At 63.5% G+C, this 12,873-nt stretch carries 11 protein-coding genes; 7 read left to right on the forward strand and 4 right to left on the reverse strand.

The features are described 5' to 3' along the window. Window positions 1-3: 3 nt before the first annotated feature. Complete coding sequence (gene phaR, locus EOD29_RS16280; RefSeq protein WP_067319402.1) at window positions 4-597, reverse strand: polyhydroxyalkanoate synthesis repressor PhaR; 594 nt, start codon at window positions 595-597, stop codon at window positions 4-6. 300 nt (window positions 598-897) lie between these two features. Between phaR and EOD29_RS16285 the strand changes: the two genes are divergently transcribed. From EOD29_RS16285 to EOD29_RS16310, 6 genes are all read left to right on the forward strand, one after another. After that, window positions 898-2,085 carry an acetyl-CoA C-acetyltransferase gene (locus tag EOD29_RS16285; protein WP_067319404.1) on the forward strand — a complete coding sequence of 396 codons (1,188 nt, stop codon included), beginning with the start codon at window positions 898-900 and terminating at the stop codon, window positions 2,083-2,085. A 133-nt stretch (window positions 2,086-2,218) separates the two neighbouring features. Continuing rightward, complete coding sequence (locus EOD29_RS16290) at window positions 2,219-2,941, forward strand: beta-ketoacyl-ACP reductase (protein WP_067319406.1); 723 nt, start codon at window positions 2,219-2,221, stop codon at window positions 2,939-2,941. Between the two features lie 747 nt (window positions 2,942-3,688). Further along, entirely contained in the window at window positions 3,689-7,108 is a 3,420-nt protein-coding gene (locus tag EOD29_RS16295; protein WP_127247200.1) for a helicase-related protein, read from the forward strand. Window positions 7,109-7,123: 15 nt separating this feature from the next. After that, window positions 7,124-7,510 (forward strand): RNA-binding S4 domain-containing protein, encoded by a 387-nt coding sequence (locus tag EOD29_RS16300; protein ID WP_127247201.1) that lies wholly within the window; start codon window positions 7,124-7,126, stop codon window positions 7,508-7,510. A gap of 149 nt (window positions 7,511-7,659) precedes the next feature. Continuing rightward, the gene (gene fdxA / locus EOD29_RS16305; protein WP_067001876.1) at window positions 7,660-7,998 is read left to right on the forward strand and encodes a ferredoxin FdxA; all 339 of its coding nucleotides are present in this window, start codon (window positions 7,660-7,662) and stop codon (window positions 7,996-7,998) included. Between the two features lie 375 nt (window positions 7,999-8,373). Next, window positions 8,374-8,955 carry a CarD family transcriptional regulator gene (locus tag EOD29_RS16310; protein WP_040974338.1) on the forward strand — a complete coding sequence of 194 codons (582 nt, stop codon included), beginning with the start codon at window positions 8,374-8,376 and terminating at the stop codon, window positions 8,953-8,955. A gap of 258 nt (window positions 8,956-9,213) precedes the next feature. Here EOD29_RS16310 and EOD29_RS16315 read toward each other — a convergent pair whose 3' ends face one another. The 3 genes from EOD29_RS16315 to EOD29_RS16325 form a co-directional block, all read right to left on the reverse strand. After that, window positions 9,214-10,008: an amino acid ABC transporter ATP-binding protein gene (locus EOD29_RS16315; RefSeq protein ID WP_127247202.1), complete on the reverse strand. Its 795-nt coding sequence runs from the start codon at window positions 10,006-10,008 to the stop codon at window positions 9,214-9,216. After that, a complete protein-coding gene (locus EOD29_RS16320; protein WP_127247203.1) occupies window positions 10,005-10,685 on the reverse strand; it encodes an ABC transporter permease subunit in 681 nt (226 codons plus the stop codon). The genes EOD29_RS16315 and EOD29_RS16320 overlap by 4 nt, the downstream gene beginning before the upstream one ends. A gap of 120 nt (window positions 10,686-10,805) precedes the next feature. After that, window positions 10,806-11,579 (reverse strand): amino acid ABC transporter substrate-binding protein, encoded by a 774-nt coding sequence (locus EOD29_RS16325; protein WP_127247204.1) that lies wholly within the window; start codon window positions 11,577-11,579, stop codon window positions 10,806-10,808. Between the two features lie 307 nt (window positions 11,580-11,886). On the opposite strand from EOD29_RS16325, the gene EOD29_RS16330 reads away from it, so the two are divergent. Continuing rightward, window positions 11,887-12,750 (forward strand): RNA polymerase factor sigma-32, encoded by an 864-nt coding sequence (locus tag EOD29_RS16330; RefSeq protein WP_067001865.1) that lies wholly within the window; start codon window positions 11,887-11,889, stop codon window positions 12,748-12,750. The last annotated feature ends 123 nt before the right edge of the window (window positions 12,751-12,873 follow it).

Raw genomic sequence — 12,873 nt, forward strand, 5'->3', positions numbered from 1 at the left:
CCATCACGACATGGTGTCGAGCTTGCGCTGCATGGCGGCGATCTGCGCCTTCAATTCCTGCAGGTCGTCGGATTTCTCGTCCTTCTTCGGCGGCTCGGCGGGCGCAGCGGAATTGGGGCCGCCGGACGGGAACGGCGTGAACATGCGCATCGCGTTCTGGAACATCTCGACGTTGCGCCGCGTCTGTTCCTCCAGCGCCTTCATCGGCGTCTTCATCATGTCGATCGGCGTCTTGCCGAAGGCGCCCTTCAGCTGCTCGCGGAAACGCTCCTGCTCCTTGGAGAAGGCGATCATCGACTGTTCGAGGAAGCTCGGCACGATCATCTGCATCTGGTCGCCGTAGAAGGAGATCAGCTGGCGCAGAAACGGGATCGGCAGCATGTTCTGCCCGTCCTTGTTCTCCAGCTCGAAGATGATCTGGGTCAGCACCGGATGCGTGATGTCGTCGCCGGTCTTGGCGTCCTGCACGGTGAATTCTTCGCCCTTCTTGACCATCTCGGCCAGATCTTCGAGCGTCACATAGGTGCTGGTGCCGGTGTTGTAGAGCCGGCGGTTGGCGTACTTCTTGATGACGATCGGGTCGTCTTTTGCGGCCATCCGTATCCTCCCCAGGATACCGGCGCGTTCACAGTAAGCGGCCGGTAACGATTGCGCCATTTGTCGAGGATATGCGCAAAAGCGTCACAATTCCAAGCGGTTTGTGCAGTGCGGCATCAATTAATGCCGAAAGGGCGGGCCAAATTGTGCTGCAGCGCGATGGCCACGCCGTCACGATAAGCGCTCGACTTGCTTGCCGCGCATGGCGGCCATGCCGATTTCCGGTTTGACTCAGGTGCTTGAACGGGCAAGAAAGTCTCCAAGGATAGCCTAACGACACCTCGAAGCCTGGAGAAGAAAATGTCCGCTTCCAATTCAATCGTCGTCGCCAGCGCAGCCCGCACAGCAGTCGGCTCCTTCAACGGCAGTTTCGCCGCCACGCCCGCGCACGAGCTCGGCGCGGTCGTCATCAAGGAATTGCTCGCGCGTGCCAAGGTCGACCCGGCGGAGGTGGACGAAGTCATCCTCGGTCAGGTGCTGACCGCCGCTCAGGGCCAGAACCCGGCCCGCCAGGCTTCCATCAATGCCGGTCTGCCCAAGGAGACGACTGCTTGGGGCCTCAACCAGGTTTGCGGCTCGGGCTTGAGGGCCATTGCGCTCGGCATGCAGCAGATCGCCACCGGCGACGCCAAGGTGATCGTCGCCGGCGGCCAGGAATCGATGTCGCTGTCGCCGCACGCCCAGCACCTGCGCGCCGGCGTCAAGATGGGCGACTACAAGATGATCGATACCATGATCAAGGACGGCCTATGGGATGCCTTCAACGGCTACCATATGGGCAACACCGCCGAGAACGTCGCTCGTCAGTTCCAGATCACCCGCGAAGTCCAGGACGAGTTCGCGCTGGCCTCGCAAAACAAGGCCGAGGCGGCGCAGAAGGCCGGTAAGTTCAAGGACGAGATCGTCGCCGTCACCATCAAGGGCAAGAAGGGCGACACCATCGTCGACCAGGACGAATATATCCGCCACGGCGCTACGCTGGATGCCATGACCAAGCTGAAGCCGGCCTTCGACAAGGACGGCACCGTCACCGCCGCCAATGCTTCGGGCATCAATGACGGAGCCGCCGGCGCGCTGCTGATGAGCGAGGCCGAGGCTGCCAGGCGCGGCATCACCCCACTGGTCCGCATCGCCTCCTGGGCGACCGCCGGCGTCGATCCGGCGATCATGGGCACCGGCCCGATCCCGGCCTCGAAGCGGGCGCTGGAGAAGGCCGGCTGGTCGGCCAAGGACCTCGATCTCGTCGAGGCCAACGAGGCCTTCGCCGCGCAGGCCTGCGCCGTCAACAAGGGCATGGGCTGGGATCCCTCGATCGTCAACGTCAATGGCGGCGCCATCGCCATCGGCCATCCGATCGGCGCCTCGGGCGCCCGCGTGTTCAACACGCTGGTCTACGAGATGCGCCGCCGCGGCGCAAAGAAGGGCCTCGCGACGCTTTGCATCGGCGGCGGCATGGGCGTTGCGATGTGTGTGGAAGCCTTGAACTGAGCGAATGGCGAACTGAGCGAATAGCGAATGGGGAGTAGCGAATAGGGGGAAATGGCGTTGCACGACGGGCTATCGATCCCTACTCGCTATTCGCCACTCCCTATTCGCTCTTCCGACCAAAGGGAGGAAATGCATGAGCAAGGTAGCAATCGTCACGGGCGGATCGCGCGGCATCGGTGCGGCGATATCGGTGGCCCTGAAGAATGCCGGCTATTCGGTCGCCGCGAACTATGCCGGCAATGACGAGGCGGCCCAGAAATTCAAGGCCGAGACCGGCATCCCCGTCTACAAATGGTCGGTCGCCGATTATGACGCTTGCGCCGCCGGCATCGCCCAAGTCGAGGCTGATCTCGGTCCGGTCTCGGTGCTGGTCAACAATGCCGGCATCACCCGCGACACCATGTTCCACAAGATGACCCGCGAGCAGTGGAAGGAGGTCATCGACACCAACCTTTCCGGCGTCTTCAACATGACGCATCCGCTATGGAACGGCATGCGCGATAGGAAGTTCGGCCGCGTCATCACCATCTCCTCGATCAACGGCCAGAAAGGCCAGATGGGCCAGGTCAATTATTCGGCCTCGAAAGCCGGCGATATCGGCTTTACCAAGGCGCTTGCCCAGGAAGGCGCCCGCGCCGGCATCACCGTCAACGTTGTTTGCCCCGGCTACATCGCCACCGACATGGTCATGGCCGTGCCGGAAAAAGTGCGGGAATCGATCATCGCTCAGATCCCGGTCGGCCGTCTCGGCGAGCCGGAGGAGATTGCGCGCTGCGTTGTCTTCCTCGCCTCCGAAGACGCAGGCTTCATCACCGGCTCGACCATAAGCGCCAATGGCGGCCAGTATTTCGCCTGAGATCTTGTTCGGCTGAACTCTTCTGACACCGATGGCAGGCGGCCCGCCGCAAACGGGCCGCCTGTTTTTGTCTGCGCTCCGGCAGCACCGGGTGGGCATGCCTCAATTTGGCACGCAAAAGTTAACGGCCTCCCCGCGCCCTGTGGGAAACCCGGTTCACAAGCTGTGGATTTTCGGTGCACAAGCTTTGGACAACACCATATCTAGAGGTGAACAAAACAGGAAGCTTTGCAGATCGCTGATTCGTCGCCGATTCGTTCCGGCTTTGGCCGAAAAGTTAACACGCCACGCCGCAAATAGCGCGAACAAGATTAACGCCGGTTAGGAAAGATCAACCATTTCACAATGTTGGCGGCCGCGCTCGAGTCCGTCGCAGTCGCTCCCCCGCAAAGGTTAACGACGCTCCGGAACCAGCGCGAGCTAAGCACGAAACGGGCCAATTCACAGATTCAGCATCTGGTGAGACTCATGGCCAAAAAATCCATATGTAGCCGTGAACAAAACCTGAATCAGAGTGAGTCAGTGATTCGTCGCCGATTCGTTCCAGACTCGTTCCAACGGTTAATCGACCGCGGATTTTGACCTTGCCTGTCGTCGCGCCATCTCTTGATGGGAACATTCCGCTTTCCCTTGATGGGAACATTCCGCTTTCGCTTCGCGTCTGAAATCCCTATGTGTGCCCTGTCACACGCGACGGAACCGCCGCGTCCCCGACAACAAGCGGCAGAAAGCCTCATTTCCGAGCCGATGAATATCCAGCCGAAACCCTCCCAGCCGCTGATCCTTTCCGGCCGCGACGTGACGGCCGTGCTCGGCCCCACCAACACCGGCAAGACCCATCTCGCCATCGAGCGCATGGTGGCGCACGACACCGGCATCATCGGTCTGCCGCTGAGGCTCCTTGCCCGCGAGGTCTATACACGCGTCTGCGAGAAGGTCGGCGCCAGCAAGGTGGCGCTGGTCACCGGCGAAGAGAAGATCGTGCCGGCGAGCGCGAGATATTCCGTCTGCACCGTGGAGGCGATGCCGCGAGAGACCGATGCCGCCTTCGTCGCCATCGACGAGGTGCAGCTCGCCGGCGACCTCGAACGCGGCCACATCTTCACCGACCGCATCCTGCATCTGCGCGGCCGCCAGGAGACGCTGCTTCTGGGCTCCGCCACCATGCACGGCATCCTGCAACGCCTGCTGAAGGGCGTCTCGGTGGTGACGCGGCCGCGGCTGTCGCATCTTGCCTATGCCGGCTCGAAGAAGCTCACCCGCCTGCCGCGGCGCACGGCGATCGTCGCCTTCTCCGCCGACGAGGTCTATGGCATCGCCGAATTGATCCGCCGCCAGCAGGGCGGTGCTGCCGTCGTTCTCGGCGCGCTCAGTCCCCGCACCCGCAATGCCCAGGTGGAGATCTTCCAGTCGGGCGACGTCGACTATCTCGTCGCCACCGACGCCATCGGCATGGGCCTGAACCTCGACCTCGAGCACGTTGCCTTCGCCCAGAACCGCAAGTTCGACGGTTACCAATACCGCAACCTGACCGCCGCCGAGCTAGGCCAGATCGCGGGGCGTGCCGGCCGACACCTGCGCGACGGCACCTTCGGCGTCACCGGCCAGGTCGATCCGTTCGACGAGGATCTGGTCAAGAAGATCGAGGGGCACGATTTCGACCCGGTGAAGGTGCTGCAGTGGCGCACCGCCGATTTCGATTTTGCCAGCCTCGATGCCCTGAAACGCTCGATCGAGACCAACGCGCCGGTCGAAGGGCTGACCCGGGCATTGCCGGCGGTCGACGCCCAGGCGCTGGAACATTTGTCGCGCGACGCGGACATCAGGACGCTAGCCACCGGCAGGGAGCGCGTGGCGCTGCTGTGGGAGGCCTGCGCGCTGCCGGACTACCGCAAGATCGCGCCCGCCCAGCATGCCGACCTCATCGCCTCGATCTACATGGACCTTGCACGCCATGGCCATGTCGATGAGAATTACATGGCCGAGCAGGTGCGGCGGGCCGACACCACGGATGGTGATATCGACACGCTGTCGCACCGGATCGCCCAGATCCGCACCTGGACCTTCGTCTCCAACCGACCGGGCTGGCTGGCCGATCAGCTACACTGGCAGGAAAAGACGCGCGAAATCGAAGACAGATTGTCGGATGCGCTGCATGAGCGGTTGACGAAACGCTTCGTAGACCGCAGGACTTCCGTCCTCATGCGGCGCCTTAGAGAAAATACCATGCCTGAAGCTGAAATCAGCCCAACCGGAACCGTGCTCGTCGAAGGCCATCACGTCGGCGAGCTGCAGGGATTCCGCTTCACCGCCGACCAGAGCGCCGGCGGCGAGGACGCCAAGGCGGTGCGCACCGCTGCCCAGAAGGCGCTCGCGGCTGAGTTCGAGGCGCGCGCCGAGCGCTTCGCCGCCTGCGCCAACGGCGATCTGGCATTGGGCTCGGACGGTGTCCTGCGCTGGATCGGCGCGCCGATCGGCACCCTGGTTGCCGGCGACGAGGCCTTGAAGCCGCGCCTTGTGCTGCTTGCCGACGAGCAGCTCACCGGCCCTGCCCGCGACAAGGTCGCGGCGCGCGCCGAGCGTTTCGTCAATTTCCAGATCGAGTCGCTCTTGAAGCCGCTGGTCGATTTGAAGAATGCCGAGCAGCTCACCGGCATCGCGCGCGGCATCGCCTTCCAGCTCATCGAGCATTTCGGTCTCATCAACCGCCGCGACATCGCCGAGGAAATGAAGTCGCTCGACCAGGAAGGCCGCGCGGCGCTGCGGCGTCTTGGCGTCCGCTTCGGTGCCTACCACGTCTTCGTGCCGGCGCTGATCAAGCCGGCGCCTGCCGGGCTGGTGACGCTGCTCTGGGCGCTTAAGAGCGACGGCAAGGACAAGCCAGGCTTCGGCGACGTGGTGCATGCGCTGGCATCGGGCCGCACCTCGGTGGTGATCGATCCTGCTTTCGACAAGACGTTCTACAAGCTCGCCGGCTATCGCAATCTCGGCCGCCGCGCCGTACGCGTCGATATCCTAGAGCGGCTGGCCGATCTCATTCGCCCCGCGACCAACTGGAAGCCCGGTCTCGGCCAGCGACCGGACGGCGCCTATGACGGCCACGCCTTCATGGTGACGCCGCCCATGATGTCGATCCTCGGCGCCACCGCCGACGACATGGAAGAGATCCTCAAAGGCCTTGGCTATCGCGCCGAACCGAAGCCGGCGGCGGAGGTGAAGGCCAAGCTCGACGCGCTGGACAATGCCGCCCGCGAGGCCGCGGCTGCGAAGCTTGCGGCGGAAGAGGCTGCGCGTGCTGCACAGGCGGCAGAGGCGCACGCCGTGGCAACAGACACGGTTGTAGAGGCAACGATCGAGGGATCCGAGCCGGCTGCCGCTGAAGTTCCTGCCGACGCCATCGCGGAAGCCGCGACGGAGCCTGACGCGAAAGACCCGGCGGAAGCGTCGGCTGCGGTCGCGGAAGAGACTCCGCCTGTGGAGGCCGCCGCAGCGGTGGACGCGGCAGCAGTGCTTGGGTCGGCTGAAAGCGCCGACGCCTCCCCTTCCGCCTCGATGGCGGAGGTCATTGCGCGAAGCGACGCGGGTGGGGGTCACGGCGCCAACGATGCAGGCGGCACCAACACCGGCGACGCCGGCGCTCCCCACGAGGGCGAAAGTGGTGAAGGCGCGGAGCCCTCCGCCGAGCCGGAAGAGCAGAAGCCGATCCTGCTGTGGCGGCAGGCGCGCTTCGACCATTCGCGCCCGCGCCACCGCCATGACAATCGCCGCGACAATCGTCCGCGCAACGGCCAGGCGGCAGGCGATGGCCAGGCGGCTGCCACGGGTGGCCAGGCCGGCGATCGGCCAGCCCGTGAGGGCCGCCGCGACCAGCGCGACGGGGCCGGCAAGCCGCGCTTCGACCGCTCGAAGTTCAAGCCGAGACCGGAACGCGAAGGCGGCGAACGGCGCGAAGGCAGGCCTCAGGGCGAGCGTGCCGATCGCCACGAGGGGGGCCGCCGCGAGGGCCGGCCGGACTGGAAAGGCAACAGGCAGGACGGCAAGGGCAATGCCGCAGGCGGCAGCAAGCCGACCTTCCAGAGCAAGCCGCGCGAGGAGCGTCCGCAGCGCTTCGATCCGGATTCACCCTTTGCCAAGCTCGCCGCCTTGCGCGACCAGCTGAAGAAATAGCCTCGGCCGGTCGCGATGGTTGGAGAAGGCCGCCAGCGCATCGACAAATGGTTGTTCTTCTCGCGTGCGGTGAAATCCCGGTCGTTGGCGGCTAAGCTCGTCATTGCCGGGCGCGTCCGCATCAATCGCGACAAAGCAGCGCAGGCCTCCGATCTGGTCAAGGCCGGCGATGTTCTGACCATCACGCTCGACCGCCGAATCCTTGTCTGGAAGGTGCTTGGGCCTGGCGCCCGGCGTGGTTCTGCCGACGAGGCGCGGCTGCTTTACGAGGATATGTCGCCGCCGCCGACGCCCAAGGGCGAGGCGGTTCCTGACGCCATTCCGGCGCTGCGCGAGGCCGGCACCGGCCGTCCGACCAAGCGGCAGCGGCGGCAGACGGACCGGCTGCTCGGCGAGGACTAGAAGATACGACGGAACCTCGTCGCGGCAGGCGCGCGGAATTCCTTTCCGCGATGCCGGCTCAGGCGGGAAGTCCTGCCCTTGCAAGCGGCGGGCAAAGGCGTTACCTCACCAAAAAAGCCCAGCAAATACGGGACGTCCCGGAGCCTGCGATGACCTATGTCGTGACCGACAATTGCATAAAATGCAAATACATGGACTGCATCGAGGTCTGTCCGGTCGACTGTTTCTACGAAGGCGAGAACATGCTCGTCATCCATCCTGACGAGTGCATCGACTGCGGCGTGTGCGAGCCGGAATGCCCGGCCGACGCGATCAAGCCGGACACCGAGTCCGGGCTCGACAAATGGTTGCAGGTCAATTCCGAATACGCGGAGAAATGGCCCAACATCACTGCCAAGAAAGAGCCGCCGGCCGACGCCAAGAACTTCGACGGCGAGGCCGGGAAGTTCGAGAAGTATTTCTCGCCGGAGCCCGGCGAAGGCGACTGACGGCCGGGCCGGGCAAGCCGGCATGACGCCACGTAAGCGAGCCGGTACAATTGCTCTCTTGACAGCCAGCGATGGCGCATGGCGTTAGCGAATGCAGCAAAACCTTGATTCTTCCGACTTTTTGTGTTATATCCGCGAAACATGCCGGTGACACAACGTCGATTTATGGCGCTAACGCCCCAAATCACTGAAAGGTGAACTTTTCAAATCCGGACCAGAGCGATCTGGGGCAGGCAATCGCATTCGTGCGGTTTGTCGGCCCCGGCTTATTCCGGTGAGTTCACTTGTTGTGCGGCTAAAGATCGGCTTCCGCCGATCGTCTGAGTTCAGCCGGCGCCGCCATGCCGGCGCTACAACTAAGGAGTTCAGGGCGTAATGGCAACGATCACCCCGCAGAAGAAGTCCACCGCGGCCCGTCACGGGTTCAAGACCGGTGAGTTTATCGTTTATCCGGCGCATGGCGTCGGCCAGATCGTGGCCATCGACGAGCAGGAAGTCGCGGGTCACAAGCTGGAGCTGTTCGTCATCGATTTCCAGAAGGACAAGATGAGGCTTAAGGTGCCGGTCGCCAAGGCGACCTCTATCGGCATGCGCAAGCTCTCGGAAGAGGATTATGTCGATCGCGCGCTGAAGGTCGTGCAGGGCCGCGCCCGCATCAAGCGCACGATGTGGTCGCGTCGCGCGCAGGAATATGATGCCAAGATCAATTCCGGCGACCTGATCTCGATCTCGGAAGTGGTGCGCGACCTCTATCGCGCCGACAACCAGCCGGAGCAGTCCTATTCCGAGCGCCAGCTCTACGAAGCCGCGCTCGACCGCATGGCTCGCGAGATCGCCGCCGTCAACCGCATGTCGGAGACCGAGGCGGTTCGCCTCATCGAGGTCAACCTCAACAAGGGTCCGAAGCGCGGCGCCAAGGCCGACAACGAGGAAGCCGAGCAGGAAGAAGCTGCCTGAGCTTTCGCCTGCCGAACAACGAAGAACCCGGCCTTGCGCCGGGTTTTTTGTTGCGCGCAATATCGGAAGGTCGGCGCTGCCCCTCATCCGCCTGCCGGCACCTTCTCCCCGTAGTGAACGGGGAGAAGCGAGATGACGGCGTCGTTGGCGCCCATTCTTGAAACGTTGGCGATTGGCGAACTCTCTGATGAAAGCGTCCTTTCTCCCGTCACTATACGCGGAGAAATGCCCGGCAGAGCAATGAGGGGCAGCGCCAACTTATGAAGAAATCGTACCTGATCCCCCGCCCCCGCCTTCCTTCCGCGCTTCCTCCTGCCGCAGCGAGGCGATGAAGCGCTTGGTCCGCTCGCGCTCGGGATTGTCGAACACGATCGAAGCCGGGCCCTTCTCGACGATCGAGCCGGCATCGAGGAACACGACCTCCTGCGCGATCTTGGAGGCAAGTCTCAGATCATGCGTGGCCATCACCATGGTGGTGCCCTCGCGGGCCAGCTGACCCAGCACGTCGACCACTTCCTGCGCCAGCTCCGGATCGAGCGCCGAGGTCGGCTCGTCGCAAAGCAGCACGCGCGGCGACGGCGCCAGCGCCCGGGCGATCGCAACGCGCTGCTGCTGGCCGCCTGACAAAGTCGCCGGCCAGGCATCGGCCTTATGCGCCATGCCGACCTTCTCGAGCAACGCCATCGCCCGCTCGCGCGCCCCCGTCTGCGGCCATTTCAGCACCGTCACCAGCCCTTCCATGACGTTCTCGATCGCGGTGCGATGCGGAAAGAGCTGAAAATTCTGGAACACCATGCCGGTCTGCAGCCGCACGCGCTGGATGTCCGCTACCGGTACTTTGGCGCCCGGCCGAAACTCCAGCGTCTCGTCGCCGATGCGCAAAGTGCCCGAGGTCGGAATTTCCAAGAGGTTGATGCAGCGCAAGAGCGTGCTTTTTCCGCCGCCCGAAGGTCCGACCAGCGCCGTGACACTGCCTTCGTCGATGCTGACGGTGACACCTTTCAGGACAAGATTGTCGCCGAAGCGCTTCTCGATGTTGGTGAGGCCGATCATGCATTGGTCTCCAGGAAGCCGCCATAGCGGTTGAGCCGCACCTCCAGCCGCGCCTGCAGCGCCGACAGCACCGAGCTCATCGCCAGATAGAGCGCCGCCGCCTCGACATAGAGGATCAGCGGCTCGTAGGTGGTGGCGACGATGCGCTGCGCAGCCTGGAACATTTCGGGCACCGTTATTGCCGCCGCGAGCGAGGTGTCCTTGACCAGCGATATGAACGTATTGGAGAGCGGCGGCACCGCGACGCGGCCCGCTTGCGGAAGGATCGTGCGCCGCATCGCCTGGCTCCAGGTCATGCCGATCGAATAGGAGGCCTCCCACTGCCCTTTCGGCACCGAGCCGATGACAGCGCGGATGATCTCCGACGTGTAGGCGCCGATATTGAGCGTGAACCCGATCAACGCTGCGGGAAAGGCATCGAGCAGGATGCCCACCGACGGCAGGCCGTAGAAGATCAGGAAGAGCTGCACCAGGAGCGGCGTGCCGCGAAAGATCCAGACATAGAAGCGCACAAGCGCGACCAGCGGTTTCGGGCCGAACAGCCTGATCAGCGCCGTCACCAGCCCGGCGATAAGCCCCAAGGCGAAGGACAGCAGCGTCAGCGGCACGGTGAAGATCAGTGCCGCCCATAGCAGCGCCGGCAGCGACTCCAGCATCAATTGCAACCACTGCGGCACGGAGCCCTTCTCCTTTCCGGACGCTGCGGCCCTCTGGCCGCATGCGAGCGACTATCAGGTAAAAATCGGCGGGCCGTCAAAGACGGCCCGCCGGAACTCAAGCAAAAGGGATGACTGGGCTTACTGCGAGACGTCCTGGCCGAAATATGTGTCGGCAATCCTCTTGTAGGTGCCGTCGGCCTTGATGTCGGCCAGCGCCTTGTTGATCGCCGCCACCAGTTCCGGATCGCCCTTGCGCACGATGACACCGGAATAATCGGCATTCTCTTCCTGCGCGGCAATCTTCACATTGGCGTCGGGCTTGTGCTTCTTGAAGTCGAGGAAGGACAGGCTGTCGTTGATGGTGGCGTCGGCGCGACCGGTGAGCAGCAGCTGGATCGACTGGTCGAAGCCGTCGGTGCCGACCAATTCGGCGCCGTTCTTCTCGGCGAGCTTGCCGAAATTCGAGGTCAGCGACTGCGCCGCCTTCTTGCCCTTGAGATCCGCGAATATCTTGATGTCGCTGTTGTCGCCGCGCACGATCAGCACCGCCTTGGAGGCGATGTAGGGATCGGAGAAATCATACTTGGCCTTGCGTGCGTCGGTGATGCCGACCTCGTTGATGACGGCGTCGTAGCGGTTGGCGTCGAGCCCCGCGATCAGGCCGTCCCACTTGCCCTCGAGAAACTGCACCTTGACGCCGAGCTTCTCGGCGATCGCCTTGGCGATCTCCACGTCGAAGCCGACCAGGGCGCCGGATTCGTCATGATAGGTGAAGGGCGCGTAGGTGCCCTCCGTGCCGACCTTGATCACGCCCGACTGCTTGATCTGGTCGAGATTGGCGCCGGCATGACCGGCTGTGACTGCCAGAACCTGCAGCGTTCCGGCGACGAGAAGCGATTTGAGCCATTTCATTTTTCTGTGATCCCGTTTTGACCGGTGCCCCGGCGCATGGTGAGAGCCGCAAACTGGCAGATGGAACCTCAAGAAATAAGGAACCAGATTTCAAAAATCGACCGTTCCAGAAATCCAGTTCTCAAAACCAGCGAAAAATCCGCCAAGCCAAGCCTCACGGATCGATAACAGAAACGTTTTCGGCAGGCATATGCATCCGCCGGCACTACGGAACCATTCGCGCTTCTGGCACGTTGCTGGCTGTTGTAGGGCGCTGCGACGTCATTTCAACCGTCATCCAGTGCAACGACCGCCAAAAGGAGCCGGCATGATCGAGGATGTGGCAGGACGGACACTGGTCCGGGCGGCAATGAAGGCACCCTATCTCGAGCGCGACGAGGAGCATCTCCTGGCCATACGCTGGAGGGAAAAAAAGGATCAGGACGCGCTGCATCTGATCACCGTCGCCCATATGCGGCTGGTGATTTCGATGGCTTCCAAATTCCGCCACTACGGTTTGCCGCTCGGCGACCTCATTCAGGAAGGCCATGTCGGCCTGCTGGAAGCGGCTGCCCGCTTCGAGCCCGCCCGCGAAGTGCGTTTCTCGACCTATGCCACCTGGTGGATCCGCGCCTCGATGCAGGACTATATCCTCCGCAACTGGTCGATCGTGCGCGGCGGCACCAGCTCCGCGCAGAAGGCGCTGTTCTTCAATCTGAGGCGGTTGCGCGCGCGCCTTGCCAACGGCGCCGAGCCGCTCTCCAATGCCTCGCTGTACCGCGAGGTTTCGGCCGCGCTCGGCGTGCCGGAAGCCGACGTGGCGATGATGGATTCGCGTCTTTCGGCCCCCGACAGCTCACTCAATACCCCCCTTGCCGACGAGAACGGCGCCGCCGAGCGGATGGATTTCCTGGTCTCGGAGGATCCGCTTCCCGACGAGGTCGTCGGCGAAACGATCGACGTCGAGCGCCGCGCGGTCTGGCTGAAAAGCGCGCTCGGCGCGCTCAATGCGCGCGAGCTGCGCATCATCGAGGAGCGCCGCCTGAGCGACGACGGCGCCACCCTGGAATCGCTCGGCGAGGCGCTCGGCATCTCCAAGGAACGCGTCCGCCAGATCGAAGCCCGCGCCATGGAAAAGCTGCGGGCGGCGCTCGTGAAGCAGAACCCCGAATTCCTGGCGGAAGCCGCCTGAAAGCCGAGGCAGCGGCTCGAAGACGTCAGGAGGCCATCTCCCGGCGGCTTTCTGCATCCGTAGCCATGGATTGTGAATTCTTTAACAGACCCTCGCGGCGTAAACTGTCTTCCTGACTGCACC

This window comes from Mesorhizobium sp. M1A.T.Ca.IN.004.03.1.1 (assembly GCF_003997555.1).
Lineage (GTDB): Bacteria > Pseudomonadota > Alphaproteobacteria > Rhizobiales > Rhizobiaceae > Mesorhizobium.